Source organism: Enterobacter sp. ENT03 (genome assembly GCF_019218745.1).
Taxonomy (GTDB): Bacteria; Pseudomonadota; Gammaproteobacteria; order Enterobacterales; family Enterobacteriaceae; genus Enterobacter_D.
The window spans coordinates 1-13906 of sequence record NZ_JAHUXA010000017.1; the positions used below are offsets into that span (position 1 = coordinate 1).

Below are 13906 nucleotides of genomic sequence, written 5' to 3' on the forward strand. Positions count from 1 at the left end.
TCTGAGTCTGGCAGCGGCGATACTCAGGCACGAACCGGGAAAGGTAAGACGGATGAGTATAGTTAATGCGCTGAAAGTGCTGGGAAAAGAGTACAGTAATCTGGTCCTGAATAAATGACCAGATTACCGGGGATCCCTCAGCCCTGTGGGAGAGGGTTAGGGTGAGGGGAAAATTACGCGTCCGGGAACTCGCGCAGGAAGCGCTCAACGTCATCCACCATATGCTCGTTGCCGACAAAGAACGGGCGACGCTGGTGCAGGCTTTCCGGCACGATGTCCAGAATTCGTTCTTTACCGTCACTCGCCTTGCCGCCAGCCTGTTCCGCCAGGAACGCCATCGGGTTACCCTCATACAGCAGACGCAGTTTCCCTTGCGGGTGGCTCGCGGTGCTCGGGTACAGGTAGATGCCGCCTTTCAGCAGGTTACGGTGGAAATCGGCCACCAGAGAACCGATATAGCGCGAGGTATACGGGCGGTTAGTCGCCTGATCTTCTTCCTGGCAGAACTTCAGATACTTCTTCACGCCCTGCGGGAATTTAATGTAGTTACCTTCGTTAATGGAGTAGGTGTTGCCCTTTTCCGGGAAGCGCATACGCTCCTGGGAGAGGCAGAAGACGCCCAGTGACGGATCGTAGGTAAAGGCATGTACGCCGCAACCGGTGGTGTACACCAGCATGGTAGAGGAGCCGTAAACCACATAACCGGCGGCAACTTGTTTGTTGCCCGGTTGCAGGAAGTCTTCTTCAGTGACCGGTGTGCCTACGGGTGTGACGCGGCGGTAGATAGAGAAGATGGTCCCGACAGATACGTTGACGTCGATGTTGGAAGAGCCGTCGAGCGGATCCATCAGCACCACATACTTCGCATGTTCGCACCCTTCGAAAACCACGATTTCGTCTTCTTCTTCAGAGGCAATGCCCGCCACGATATCGCGTGCTTTAAGTGCGGCTTTCAGTTTTTCATTGGCGAACAGGTCGAGTTTTTGCTGCACCTCACCCTGCACGTTTTCGGCACCACTGGCACCCAGAATGTCAACCAGACCGGCTTTGTTAATATCCCGGTGGATGATCTTGGCACCCAGTTTTATCGCCGACAACAGAGACGTGAGCTCACCCGTAGCATGGGAAAACTCATGCTGCTTTTCAACGATAAATTCACCTAACGTTTTCATAACACTTCCCTACATTCAATGTGGAGTAAAGCGACTGCAACAATCTTAACAAAGTTTCAAAAGATTGCGCACAGGTGAATCGCGCCAGCAGGGTACGGAATATCCTGAAATGCATTTATCTGATCCCTGACATGTGGGTAAAATGTGCGCCAGATTAAAGAGGGATAACGACGTATGCGCATTCATATATTGGGGATTTGTGGCACCTTCATGGGCGGACTGGCGATGCTGGCCCGATCTCTGGGTCACGAGGTAACGGGTTCGGACGCCAATGTGTATCCGCCAATGAGCACGCTTTTAGCCGATCAAGGGATTGCGTTAATTCAGGGCTATGACCCTTCCCAGCTCGATAACGCCCCGGATCTGGTGATCATTGGCAACGCCATGACGCGCGGCAATCCGTGTGTGGAAGCGGTGCTGGAAAAGAACATTCCGTACCTGTCTGGCCCGCAATGGCTGCACGATTTCGTGCTGCGCGACCGTTGGGTGCTGGCGGTGGCCGGTACGCACGGCAAAACCACTACGGCGGGTATGGCGACCTGGATCCTTGAGGTCTGCGGCTACAAGCCGGGCTTTGTAATCGGCGGTGTACCGGGCAACTTCGACGTTTCCGCGCGTCTGGGTGAAAGCCCGTTTTTCGTCATCGAAGCCGACGAATATGACTGCGCCTTCTTCGACAAGCGTTCCAAATTCGTGCACTACTGCCCGCGTACACTGATCCTCAACAACCTTGAGTTTGATCATGCGGACATCTTCGACGATCTGAAAGCGATCCAGAAGCAGTTCCACCACCTGGTGCGGATCGTGCCGGGGCAGGGCAAAATCATCTGGCCGGAAAATGACATCAATCTGAAACAGACGATGGCGATGGGCTGCTGGAGCGAGCAGGAACTGGTGGGCGAGCAGGGCCACTGGCAGGCGAAAAAGCTGACCACGGATGCCTCCGAATGGGAAGTGTGGCTCGACGGCGAAAGCGTGGGCCGCGTGAAGTGGGAACTGGTTGGCGAACACAACATGCATAACGGCCTGATGGCGATTGCTGCGGCGCGTCATGTGGGGGTTGCCCCCGCGGATGCAGCCAATGCGCTGGGATCGTTCATTAACGCCCGCCGCCGTCTGGAGCTGCGCGGCGAAGCCAACGGCGTGACGGTATATGACGATTTCGCTCATCATCCGACGGCGATCCTTGCCACGCTTGCCGCGCTGCGCGGAAAAGTGGGCGGCACCGCGCGCATTCTCGCCGTGCTGGAGCCGCGCTCTAACACGATGAAAATGGGCATCTGCAAAGATGATTTAGCGCCGTCGCTGGGACGTGCCGATGAAGTGTTCCTGCTTCAGCCGCAGCATATTCCGTGGCAGGTTGCCGAAGTCGCGGAAGCTTGCGTTCAGCCTGCGCACTGGCATGCAGATGTAGATACGCTGGCAGAGATGGTGGTGAAAACCGCGCAGCCGGGGGATCATATTCTGGTGATGAGTAACGGCGGGTTTGGGGGTATTCATCAGAAACTGCTGGACGGATTAGCGAAGAAAGCGGCGGCGGCTGCAGAGCCGGTGTAAAACAGCGCCCGGTGGCGCTTCGCTTACCGGGCCTACAAAACCGTAAAACCGGGAACCGTAGGCCGGGTAAGGCGTAAGCCGCCACCCGGCAAAACGTTCAACGCCACCCGGCAAAACGATTACCACCGCCCGGCAAAACGTTCACCGCCATCCGGCCTTACTCTTACTCCGCGTCGGCTTCCGCCAGCTCGCGCAGGTACTGGAAAATCAGACGCGCAGACTTCGGCGCTTTATTCCCTTCTTTCTCTTTCTGGGCATTGCGGATCAGCGAACGCAACTGCTGGCGGTCGGCATGCGGCCACAGGTTCAGCACGTCCGGTACGGCATCATCACCTTCTTCAATCAGACGATCGCGGATATGTTCCAGCTTGTGGAAAAACGCGACCTGCTGGTTGTGGCGGTTTTTCAGCTTATCCAGCGCCTGGCGGATCGGATCCACATCGCGCTGACGCAACATTTTGCCGATCAGCTGCATCTGGCGGCGACGGCCTTCCTTCTTGATACGCTGCGCCAGTTCAATGGCGGCGCGCAGATCGTCATCCAGCGGGATTTTGTCGAGGGCGTTTTTGCCCAGATCAACCATTTCCGCGCCGAGGCGTTTTAATTCTTCGGCATCACGCTTAATTTCACTTTTACTGACCCAGATGATCTCATCATCTTCATCGTCTACATCATCACCGGGCACGTCGTCGAGCCAGTCTTCGGGCTGCTTGGTCATCTCAGGTTCCTTAAAAAAGAGGCTAATACTAACACCCTGGGAGCACACTGAGAATGGGTTCTCTGTTAGACTTCTTTGAAACTCCCCTTACATTATGGCATTGGCGATGAAAGTAATCACACAAGTTGCAGAGCAACGCAAAGCTCTGGAAGAAGCCGTCTCCACCGCACTGGGTTTAGCCGCTGGCAAATCGGATGGCGCGGAAGTGTCGGTATCGAAGACAACCGGCATTGGCGTGAGCACCCGTTACGGTGAGGTGGAGAACGTTGAATTTAACAGCGATGGTGCGCTGGGCATCACCGTTTATCATCAGAATCGCAAAGGCAGCGCCTCGTCCACCGACTTAAGCCCGGACGCCATCGCGCGCACCGTGCAGGCGGCGCTGGACATCGCGCGTTACACCTCGCCGGATCCCTATGCCGGCGTGGCTGATAAAGAGCTGCTGGCCTTTGATGCGCCGGATTTAGATCTGTTCCATCCGGCCGAGATCACCCCGGATGAGGCGATTGCCTTTGCCGCGCGCGCAGAACAGGCCTCTCTCGCCGTTGACAAGCGCATCACCAACACCGAAGGCGGCAGCTTCAACAGTCACTACGGTATTCGCGTGTTTGGTAACAGTCACGGCATGCTGCAAAGCTACTGCTCCAGCCGTCACTCGCTCTCCAGCAGCGTAATTGCTGAAGAGAATGGCGATATGGAGCGTGACTACGCCTACACCATCGGGCGCGCGTTAGGCGATCTGCAATCCCCGGAATGGGTCGGCGCGGAATGCGCAAAACGCACGCTCTCCCGCCTCTCCCCGCGCAAACTCTCCACCATGAAAGCGCCGGTTATTTTCGCCAATGAAGTGGCGACCGGGTTGTTTGGTCACCTGGTGGGAGCCATTGCCGGTGGCGCGGTGTACCGCAAATCCACCTTCCTGCTGGATTACCTCGGCAAGCAAATTCTGCCGGAATGGCTGACCATTGATGAGCATCCGCATCTGCTGAAAGGCCTTGCCTCGACGCCGTTCGACAGCGAAGGCGTGCGCACGGAACGCCGTGAAATCATTAAAGACGGCATTCTGACCCAGTGGCTGCTGACCAGCTATTCCGCGCGCAAACTGGGGCTGAAAAGCACCGGGCACGCGGGCGGCATCCACAACTGGCGCATTGCTGGTCGCGGCCTCAGCTTTGAGCAACTGCTTAAAGAGATGGGCACCGGGCTGGTGGTCACCGAGCTGATGGGGCAGGGCGTAAGCGGCATTACCGGGGATTACTCCCGTGGTGCGGCGGGCTTCTGGGTCGAGAACGGTGAAATCCAGTATCCGGTAAGCGAAATCACTATTGCGGGCAACCTCAAAGACATGTGGCGCAATATTGTTACTATTGGTGACGATATTGAAACACGCAGCAACATTCAGTGTGGTTCAGTGCTGTTGCCGGAAATGAAAATCGCCGGTCAGTAAACAAAAGGGCGCGACCTGCTGCGCCCGATCTAAAAACAAAAATGGAAGCAAACTGATGCGTAAAACACTCTTAGCAATGTTAGCCGTTTCGTCCCTGGTGATGGCCTCTTCTGCTGTTTTTGCAGCGGATCTTGAAGAGGATATGGAGACGCTTGGTGAGAATCTGAAAGTCGTACAAACCACCGATAACGCCGCAGATATGAAAGCTGCGTTAACCAAAATGCGCACCGCTGCGCTGGACGCGCAAAAAGCAACACCGCCAAAAATGGAAGATAAAGCGGCTGACAGCCCGGAAATGAAAGAGTACCGCCACGGTTTTGATATTCTCGTCGGTCAGATTGACGGCGCGATGAAACTGGCAAACGAAGGCAAGGTAAAAGAAGCACAGGCCGCTGCCGAAGAGATTAAAACCACCCGCAATAACTATCACAAAAAATTCCGCTAAATGATCTACCGGCCCGACTGCCGCCTGGCGGTTGGGCCTGATTGCATCTCCCCCTCCGGAAATACTTCTGCTTAACGAATTAATGAATATAAATAAAACGAGCTTCAAATAATTTCAATTTCAGGACAAACTTCCTGTTGCTTTTTAATAAGTATTATGTTTATATCTTTTCGCCTTTCTAATTTAATTGTTAGCGTAATCATCTAAGATTAATTTAAATTTACTAATCTTAACTTTAAGTTAAAGTAATTTGCATAACTCATATCCCCTCCCAATAATACCCCTCTATCAATTGTGTTGAAACTTATCGATTAGCGGTAAAACCTGTAGGTTTTCTGCAATTTTTCGATTTATTTATTATGCAATTGATATGAGTGGACAAATAAATGGAATGATTATTGGAGGTTAGAGGGAATTATGCGCAATTCATTATCAAAAATTTCGCAGGTCGTTGTGCTTGCGTCTGCTGGCCTGGTTGCAGGGAATGCACTGGCGAGCGATGGTCAAATCCACCTGGTTGGCGGCGTTGACGACACAACCTGTGCAGACGTCAGCATCAATGGTGGCAGTTCTTCAGCGATGTATATTATTCCTCACATCCGCAAAACTGAACTGACGGAAACCGTGACCGGGCCTAACGGTGATTTCAAGGCATCCGTGAATAAACGCGATATTGAAATTACGCTGAAAGGCTGTCCGGCAGGTAAAAAAGTCGCGGTCAGCTTCGACCAGGCGGGCTATGCCGCAGTGCCAGCATCTGCAACGTATCGTAATACCATGCTGGATTCAGCCGATCAAATGGCAACGGCGACCAAAGGTGTTCAGATTGGTTTTACAAAGGTAGGCGGCACCCGGCTTCTGATGGGTAAGGGCGCTGACGTTATTCCCGCTGAAGATTATAAAGATGCTTCAGCCACCGGCGTAAAATATAACTTTGAAACGCGCTATGTTTTAACTGCAGGGAATGTGGCCGATGTTACTCCTGGCCAGCTCGAAACCGTGGCAACCTTTACTGTAGCTTATATTTAAGTCATGTCTAAACGGCAGCCAGCCTGCCGTTTATTTTCAAGGAATGAAAATATGTCCCGCAAATTACTTTCTGGCGTTGCTTTCGCGGCGCTGGCATTGAGTTCATCAGCTTTTGCTGATGTGGTTATTAATTCAACCCGCGTTATTTATAAAGCGAGTGACAAAGAAGTCAACGTTCGTCTGACCAATGAAGGTAAGCGCCCGTTGCTGGTACAGTCCTGGCTTGATGATGGTCGCGCGTCAGAATCCCCGGAAAATATTGATCTGCCCTTTATTCTGACGCCGCCCGTTTCGCGTATCGACAGTAAAAAAGGCCAAACGCTGCGTATTGCACAAATGGACGCAAATCTGGCAAAAGATCGCGAAACCATTTATTACCTTAACGTCCTGGAAGTCCCTCCTAAATCGAAAAAAGCGGAAGAAAATACCAATAAATTACAACTCGCTTTTCGTACCCGCATCAAAATGTTTTACCGGCCAGATAATTTGCCGATTAAACCAGAAAATGCCGCCGCCAAAGTGGACTGGCAGGTTGAGAATGGTGAATTAGTGGCAAAAAATAATAGTCCCTATTACGTGACGTTCAGCACGGTCAACGTCAATAACAATGCCGCTAATTCAAACATGGTTGCGCCGTTTTCCAGTGAAAAGTTCACCTTTCAAAATAAATCTTATAAACCTTCTGCGGGCGCACAGTTGAAGTACAGCTTTATCTCAGATTTCGGCAATGATGTAGAGGGCACCGCTGTCATTAAATAAGGCCCGGCAGTAAACGGATTGCGTGGGATTTATTAAATGGAAATCAAAGGAATGAAAAAAAGCTTTCAGCTCTCGCTGATCATGCATGCCATGTTAGTAATGGGTATGTCTTGCAGCGCGTATGCAACAGAAAGCCAGGAAAATACCGAAGCGACGGAAGATGAAGAAGTCGAATTCAATAATGTTTTCCTGTCTAAACAACCTATTGATGTCAGCCGTTTTTCGAAAGGTAACCCCGTAATTGCAGGGAAATACTCGGCGACGGTAACGTTAAATGACAAAGAACGGGGTAAATTTGATATTGAGTTCAAAGAAAACCCTAAAGAGCCATTACGGGCGATCCCTTGTCTTAATGTCAAAACCTTAATTGCGCTGGGTATCGATCTTAAGGCGATCGATTACTCCGCGGAGTCTGAGGATGAGAGCGCCTGTAAACCCTTGCCGGAATTGATCCCCCAGGCCTCCTGGAAGATGGATATTAACGAGCAGCGACTGAATGTGAAGGTCCCCCAGGTGCTGGTGAGCGAGCAGCGCGACGATGTCGTACCGGAAACCCTGTGGGAAGACGGGATGACGGCGGCCTTTGCCAGCTACAACGCCAACTACTACCACTCCAGCTACAGCGGCATTAAATCCGACAGCGGCTGGGTGGGGATTGACGGCGGGCTTAACGTGCTCGGCTGGCGCGCGCGAGTGCGCGGCGACGCCAACTACAGCGAGGAAGAGGGCACAACGTTTGACAGCTCGAACCTGTACGTCGAGCACGATGTCGCCCGCCTGAAATCGCAACTGCGCGTGGGCGAAATCTACAGCAGCAGTACCTTTTTTGATGCTTTTCCGTTGCGCGGCGTGACGCTCTCCAGCGACACACGCATGTTGCCGGATTCCATGAACGCTTTTCGCCCGGTGATCCGTGGCGTGGCCGAGTCGAATGCGAAGGTAACCATCAAGCAGGCCGGGCAAAAAATTCTGGAAACAACGGTGCCGCCCGGTGCGTTTGCCATTGATAACTACAACCCGATCAGTACCTCCGAGCAGCTTGACGTCACCATCGAGGAAGCTGATGGACGTACCCGCCAACTGGCTATCCCCTATAACGGTGGCGGGCAGCTTTTATACCCCGGCGTGAGTGTGTACTCGCTGGCTTACGGTGAGTATGACGGCTATACAACAGGCGACAAGCCGTTGGTGGCACAGGGCACCTGGCAGTACGGCGTGAACAACTTTTTCTCGGTGTATTCAGGCGCTGAATACATGACGGACTATTACGCGGCGATTTTCGGGGTGGCGCTGAATACGCCCGTCGGTGCGGTGTCGCTGGATGCTACCCACTCCAGCATGGACGGGCGCGACGGTAAAAAGCAGGGGCAAAGCTACGGCATCACCTATAACAGCTTTATTAACCCGACGAATACCAGCTTTAACATCACCGCCTATCGCTATTCCACGAAGGACTATTACACCCTGAGTGAAGCGGTCGATAGCCTCAATGAAACGGAGTGGTACGACAGAGAAGACCGCCTGAAATCCCGTTTTCAGCTCAGTGTCAGCCAGGCGCTGGAAGAAGGATGGGGCTCGTTTTACACCACCGCCACGCTCGCTGAATACTGGCAGAGCAGCAGAAAGGAAAAGAGTTATCAACTGGGCTACAGCAATAATATTGGTCGGGTGGGGTACAGTATTTCGGTGAACCGTTATTACACCGAGGATAACGAGAAAGACGATCAGCTTTATCTCTCACTATCTATACCGCTGGGTAATGCGGCTAGCGCGGATGAGACACCGCTGTTTAACTACCTCAACACCAGCTACACCACTGATAACGATCACAACAGCAGTCTTAACACCTCGGCATCGGGTTATAACCAGAATGCGAACCTGAACTACGGGGTGAATGCGAATTACCGTAAAAGCAATGGCAGCAGTGATAGTGAAGTTGAAAATATTGGCGGCAACATCTCGTGGGATAACCGCTATGGCACACTCGGGGCGAATGTATCTTCCAGCACTGACGATAGCAGTCAATTATCGTTGACCGCCAGTGGCGGCATCCTGGTGCACAGCGGGGGTATTACCTTCGGGAAAACCATCAGCGGCGACAGTCCAGTGGCGTTAATTGAGGCCAAAGGCGCAAAAGGCGCCCAGGCACAAAACGATCCCAGCGTGCGAATTAATAATGCGGGGTATGCTTATATTTCAAATTTATCAGCTTACCATTTTAATGAAGTGGGCATCGACCCGGCCAAAATGGAAGCCGATACGGAATTGAAGCAAACCTCAACCAAAGTGGTACCAAGAGCAGGCGCGATTATTTATGTGCCGTTCGAAACTGACGATCGACGCTCTGTACTTTTCCGCCTGAAAATGGCCAGCGGAAAAAATATTCCGATGGGTGCTGAGATTTACAGCAAGGATAATGCCGTCGGTTATGTCGGGCAAAGTAGCAGGGCGTTCACCCGTGGCGTGGAACAGTCTGGCGTATTATCTGTGATATGGGGAAATAAACCTGAAGAACAATGCCGGTTCAGCTATGAAATTCCCGTGGCGGTGGATGATGTGACGCAACAGACATTGTCGATAGATAATGTGATATGCAAATAACACAAGGGCGATTATGCGCCGTGTTTTTATTAAAAAGGAGTTTGATTGTGAAAAAAATAGCATACAGAAAATTAGTACCCATTACGGCGATGTTCTGCATGGCGGGTTTTGGGTCATTAGCACATGCAGAGGTGACCCCTCCAACAGTACTGAATTATGATGCAAAACTGAATGTTACACCAGGAACCTGTACTTTTGAAAATGACACAGATGCTGTTGGCGCGATGACGTTTGCGTTTGGTAATGTTACTGTCGCCCAGGCATTTGCCGGATATGAAATTCCTGAGCAGAGTATTAAATTTGACATAAACTGCCAGTATGTCGTCAAGACTTTAAAAGTTTCGCTCTCGGCTCCTCACACTAAGGTTGTGAGCGGTAAAACATGGATCGCACCTGATGCCTCCGTCGCAGCTAACGCTAAAAATGTTGCTTTTTTAACCCAGGTTAAAAATGGCCTGACTGATACTTATACGGACCTGGAGGCGACCAATACGCCGAGCGCCGACAGTAGTCTTTTTGAGCCAAAATACAGCATATATATGAAGGCTAAGATAATCCCTACGGTGGCTACCCTTGCATTATTAGAGGGTGGTTCGCTGGATGCCAGCGCAACGTTAAATATTGAATATCAGTAAAGAAAGGATACTTCTGATGAAAAAGACAATGTTAGGTTTACTGGTCTGTGCATCGCTCCCAGCCATGGCAGCAAATGATGCAACCGTCAATTTGACGTTTACCGGGAAACTGATTGCTGCAACCTGCACCGCAACCTTTGTGGGTGGTAATAGTGTTGATTTTGGCTCGGTTAAGGCAAATGAAATACTTAATAAAAGCGTGGGAACGTTAATTACCAATGCGGGTTCACCTCTGGTACAAGAGCGCGCAATACAATTTTCAAATTGTTCATCGGGTACGACTAAAGCGACGGTAAAATTTGCATCGTCTGAAGGTGCCGTAGGCTATGGTCCCTGGAATTATAAGTCAGCCTACTTTTATAAAGGTGCTACGAAAACACCGGTGGGCTATGCCATATTTAAGGCAACCGGCGACACTGGCGTTAGTCAGGCATTGGATTTAAGAAGTGATGCCAATAACGCTGGCACCGAAATAACGCTAAGTACTTTAACTAATAATAAATGGCCTTTGTTCTTCAAAGTATTATCAGTAACTGAGGCGGGTACTGGAACCGATGTTTCATCACTGATCGGTAACTTAACCGCAACCGGTACCGCTACAATAACCTATTTATAAAAACACTTTGCCAGGGAAACCTGGCGAAGTATTTACTGAGTAACATAAATCGCTTTATTAGGGATGATAAAGGATGAAGAAAATATTTCCTGCTATCGCGTTCTGGCTCCTGAGTGGCTACGGCCTACTGGCGCAGGCAAAGGGAGATGAAAATGTCCCCACAGGGAATGCCGGAGATGCGGGGGTGGCGCTGTCCTTCAGTGGAAATGTGATGAAATCTACCTGCGATATTCATTTTCAATCGGACATTTTAATCATCGATTCCGTTCGCCTGAGTATTTTTACCGGGCCAGGTAGCGAATCTGCGGATAAATGGCCGTTGCTGTTATTCGTGGATAATTGCGAGAATTCAGCGCAGACCAATGATACTTTAAAATTAACTTTCGGTGCATTCAATCCCGACGGGACAGTTAGTCCTGGCGCATTTACTAATCAGGCCGTTGACCAGAACAACACACGAATAAACAATGGCGTCGGCTTTGCGGTTTATGACATTCGTGATAACAAAAATGTGCTAACGAGTGCGGGGATTAGTCGGGAAATAAGCTACGCCGTCGATGCGCGTCATCCTATGAACCAGTCGCGGGAGTTTTATGTGAAGTATATGCAAACCAGTACCCCGGTGACGTCCGGCCCGGTTGAGGCGATATTAACCGTGAGTGCAAATTATGAATAGTTCGATTGCCAGGCGTAATGGGGTTAACAGGAATGTTAAAAGCCTGCTATTTTTTCATTAACAATAAGGATGTGAGATGAAAGCAAAATTTTTTCTCCTTACTCTACTTTTTATGTTTGTTGGTACATCTTTTGCGGAATCGACAGTTACACTTAATAGATATGACGCGGCGAGCAACGCTGAAATTATTATTAATGAAGCTGTAAGGAATATTGGAGGGCCCCTTAGTGCGTCCTTCTCAATGTCTCTGGGCGCTAGTCCGATTAGCTTCAGAGAGCGTACCCCCGCCTTCCAGAATACTAACAAACGCTGGTCGAGTGCTTCCCCGCTGATTATAGGTAAATATGAGGGCAACGTTGTTAATATCTACGATACGATGCCTGGTCAGAATGGTAAGGTCCATTACAGATTGCGTAATGAGGTCACGGGAACAACTTTACCCATTTATATACGTATAGAGCAGAAACTCTTTTTTCCTACTAACGGGAACGGGGTGAGTCAATATGTAGACCTTATAGACTTACAAAATAAGGGATTATCTGGGCCTGGTCAGGGATGGTATGAGATTTGGATCAATGCTGCTAAAGGAAACAATGTTATTGAATGTGCTGGCGGTAATGGAACCTACACGCCGACTGTTATTTGTCAAAATGGCAATTTTATTTTTTCCTTAAGTAATGAGTACAATAACCGCGATGTTAATGTGTCTTTTTTTATGCCTAAAACACCGTCTTCCCCAATCATTATTCCCCGAATAATGATTGGTCGATCAGAGGTACGTAATCTGTGTATTAGTCCAGGGGACGGTCCGGACGCCTATGCTGCTGCCAATGAGTGTACAAAGAATGCCAATCCTACCGATCTTATCGATTACTATCTCCAGGTCACACTAACACCCACAACAACCTGTAAAGCGGGAGAAACGACAAAGACCATTGATCTCGGATCTTTGTCAGTGACAAAACTGGCGGGCAAGGGGCAAGGGGGAAAACCCGATGGATATACTCCTGTAGAGACAAAGATAGAATTTAAGTGCACTGGCGATATGGATTCCACCTTTGCTAATGGTGTGCTCTGGTCAATGACCGGGGTCGGCAATAGTCTATCACCGAGTGCAGCGTCGAATGGCATTCTGCTGGTGCAGGGAACAGGAATTAGCAGCCTGGGCGTTAAGATCACCGATGTTAACGGTAATCTGATTAAAGTAGATGGAAGCCAGCATGTGAAACCCTCGGTCGATAATAATATCGCCACGGCGGTATTTTATGCTTACCCTACTCCCGCCACCAGTACAAACCCGACGGGTGCCGGAGATTATCAGGCATCGGCGACCCTTATGTTTGAGATACCTTGAGAAACGTTGGCCGGGTCAGGCGCAAGCCGCCACCCGGCAAAACGTCATTTATTGTTTCTCGTTATTCTCCCTGTAATGCTTTAGCGTCTATTTTCCGCTATTATTTCTGCGTTTTTCCTCCCCCGCCTGAATATTCATTGTCATTATAGATTTTAAATATTAATAAGGAATTTGTATAAAATGGAATATATCGCCATTGCTGCGGCAATTATCATTGTGGTGCTGCTGCAAACCAGTAAATCCGCTAAACGCAAAGCCGCCCCGCAAAAGAAAGCCGCAGGTCAGCTCGATATTGTAGCGAAAAGTGACTTTCACAAACGCAAGCTCATGAACAAACAGGAATACGCGCTTTTTAAACAGCTGGAAAAAACGTTGAAAGCAGGGCGGCCAGATCTGATGGTTTTTCCGCAGGTAAGTTTTGGCGAAATCATCGGTTCAGATAATAAAGTCGCCTATCTGTGTATAAACAGTAAACGCGCCGATTTTGTCATCATCTCCTGCTATGGCGATCCCGTTGCCGTTATTGAATATCAGGGCGCGGCGCATTATCAGGGCAATGCTATTGAGCGTGACGCCGTTAAAAAAGAAGCGTGTCGTAAAGCCGGGATCGCTTATCTGGAAATAACACCTGGTTATCACCCGGACGATCTCACGACGCTGATCGCGCGCCTGCCAGCACTGAATGCCTGATCGCTGCGGCCTCTCTGCCACCCGCGCAGAGAGGCATAAGCCTTTCCAATATTTCCCGTAAAAGCGCGTTTATCTCACAGAACGGCATTTTCTTTTATGTCGGATGACGCGCGGAACACGCCGCCATACCGTGATTAAACTCACACTATCCCCGCCAAAAATCCCTCATGCCGCTATTTCTGTGGAACAGATCACTGTTGCCACTGA

The 13906-nt window shown here is 50.3% G+C and carries 13 protein-coding genes; 11 read left to right on the top strand and 2 right to left on the bottom strand.

The window, feature by feature from the left end; genetic code table 11:
• Window positions 1–173: 173 nt before the first annotated feature.
• A complete protein-coding gene (gene fbp, locus KW828_RS17555; protein ID WP_218337594.1) occupies window positions 174–1172 on the bottom strand; it encodes a class 1 fructose-bisphosphatase in 999 nt (332 codons plus the stop codon).
• Window positions 1173–1346: 174 nt separating this feature from the next.
• Between fbp and mpl the strand changes: the two genes are divergently transcribed.
• Window positions 1347–2729, top strand: a complete 1383-nt coding sequence (gene mpl / locus KW828_RS17560; RefSeq protein ID WP_218337595.1) for a UDP-N-acetylmuramate:L-alanyl-gamma-D-glutamyl-meso-diaminopimelate ligase — start codon at window positions 1347–1349, stop codon at window positions 2727–2729.
• A 163-nt stretch (window positions 2730–2892) separates the two neighbouring features.
• Here mpl and yjgA read toward each other — a convergent pair whose 3' ends face one another.
• Window positions 2893–3447: a ribosome biogenesis factor YjgA gene (gene yjgA, locus KW828_RS17565; protein ID WP_218337596.1), complete on the bottom strand. Its 555-nt coding sequence runs from the start codon at window positions 3445–3447 to the stop codon at window positions 2893–2895.
• A 94-nt stretch (window positions 3448–3541) separates the two neighbouring features.
• On the opposite strand from yjgA, the gene pmbA reads away from it, so the two are divergent.
• The 10 genes from pmbA to KW828_RS17615 all read left to right on the top strand — a co-directional run bounded on the left by pmbA (window position 3542) and on the right by KW828_RS17615 (window position 13699).
• Window positions 3542–4894, top strand: coding sequence for a metalloprotease PmbA (gene pmbA, locus KW828_RS17570; RefSeq protein ID WP_218337597.1), 1353 nt, complete (start codon window positions 3542–3544; stop codon window positions 4892–4894).
• 55 nt (window positions 4895–4949) lie between these two features.
• The gene (gene cybC / locus KW828_RS17575) at window positions 4950–5339 is read left to right on the top strand and encodes a cytochrome b562 (RefSeq protein ID WP_218337598.1); all 390 of its coding nucleotides are present in this window, start codon (window positions 4950–4952) and stop codon (window positions 5337–5339) included.
• 417 nt (window positions 5340–5756) lie between these two features.
• Window positions 5757–6368: a fimbrial protein gene (locus tag KW828_RS17580; RefSeq protein ID WP_218337599.1), complete on the top strand. Its 612-nt coding sequence runs from the start codon at window positions 5757–5759 to the stop codon at window positions 6366–6368.
• A 3-nt stretch (window positions 6369–6371) separates the two neighbouring features.
• Window positions 6372–7127, top strand: a complete 756-nt coding sequence (locus KW828_RS17585) for a fimbria/pilus periplasmic chaperone (protein WP_218337600.1) — start codon at window positions 6372–6374, stop codon at window positions 7125–7127.
• A gap of 51 nt (window positions 7128–7178) precedes the next feature.
• A complete protein-coding gene (locus KW828_RS17590; protein ID WP_218337601.1) occupies window positions 7179–9728 on the top strand; it encodes a fimbria/pilus outer membrane usher protein in 2550 nt (849 codons plus the stop codon).
• A gap of 47 nt (window positions 9729–9775) precedes the next feature.
• Window positions 9776–10363, top strand: a complete 588-nt coding sequence (locus tag KW828_RS17595; RefSeq protein ID WP_218337602.1) for a fimbrial protein — start codon at window positions 9776–9778, stop codon at window positions 10361–10363.
• Between the two features lie 16 nt (window positions 10364–10379).
• On the top strand, window positions 10380–10979 hold the full coding sequence (locus KW828_RS17600) for a fimbrial protein (protein ID WP_218337603.1): 600 nt from the start codon (window positions 10380–10382) through the stop codon (window positions 10977–10979).
• 73 nt (window positions 10980–11052) lie between these two features.
• On the top strand, window positions 11053–11655 hold the full coding sequence (locus KW828_RS17605) for a fimbrial protein (RefSeq protein ID WP_218337604.1): 603 nt from the start codon (window positions 11053–11055) through the stop codon (window positions 11653–11655).
• Between the two features lie 76 nt (window positions 11656–11731).
• Window positions 11732–13009, top strand: a complete 1278-nt coding sequence (locus KW828_RS17610; RefSeq protein WP_218337605.1) for a fimbrial protein — start codon at window positions 11732–11734, stop codon at window positions 13007–13009.
• A 180-nt stretch (window positions 13010–13189) separates the two neighbouring features.
• A complete protein-coding gene (locus KW828_RS17615) occupies window positions 13190–13699 on the top strand; it encodes a DUF2726 domain-containing protein (RefSeq protein ID WP_218337606.1) in 510 nt (169 codons plus the stop codon).
• Window positions 13700–13906 lie beyond the last annotated feature (207 nt).

What these genes read in the sequence shown, in the direction of transcription:
- yjgA (WP_218337596.1), bottom strand. Translation starts at nt 3,447, where the DNA reads ATGACCAAGCAGCCCGAAGACTGGCTCGACGACGTGCCCGGTGATGAT.
- KW828_RS17580 (WP_218337599.1), top strand. Translation starts at nt 5,757, where the DNA reads ATGCGCAATTCATTATCAAAAATTTCGCAGGTCGTTGTGCTTGCGTCT.
- KW828_RS17610 (WP_218337605.1), top strand. Translation starts at nt 11,732, where the DNA reads ATGAAAGCAAAATTTTTTCTCCTTACTCTACTTTTTATGTTTGTTGGT.
- fbp (WP_218337594.1), bottom strand. Translation starts at nt 1,172, where the DNA reads ATGAAAACGTTAGGTGAATTTATCGTTGAAAAGCAGCATGAGTTTTCC.
- pmbA (WP_218337597.1), top strand. Translation starts at nt 3,542, where the DNA reads ATGGCATTGGCGATGAAAGTAATCACACAAGTTGCAGAGCAACGCAAA.
- KW828_RS17590 (WP_218337601.1), top strand. Translation starts at nt 7,179, where the DNA reads ATGAAAAAAAGCTTTCAGCTCTCGCTGATCATGCATGCCATGTTAGTA.
- mpl (WP_218337595.1), top strand. Translation starts at nt 1,347, where the DNA reads ATGCGCATTCATATATTGGGGATTTGTGGCACCTTCATGGGCGGACTG.
- KW828_RS17585 (WP_218337600.1), top strand. Translation starts at nt 6,372, where the DNA reads ATGTCTAAACGGCAGCCAGCCTGCCGTTTATTTTCAAGGAATGAAAAT.
- cybC (WP_218337598.1), top strand. Translation starts at nt 4,950, where the DNA reads ATGCGTAAAACACTCTTAGCAATGTTAGCCGTTTCGTCCCTGGTGATG.
- KW828_RS17605 (WP_218337604.1), top strand. Translation starts at nt 11,053, where the DNA reads ATGAAGAAAATATTTCCTGCTATCGCGTTCTGGCTCCTGAGTGGCTAC.
- KW828_RS17615 (WP_218337606.1), top strand. Translation starts at nt 13,190, where the DNA reads ATGGAATATATCGCCATTGCTGCGGCAATTATCATTGTGGTGCTGCTG.
- KW828_RS17600 (WP_218337603.1), top strand. Translation starts at nt 10,380, where the DNA reads ATGAAAAAGACAATGTTAGGTTTACTGGTCTGTGCATCGCTCCCAGCC.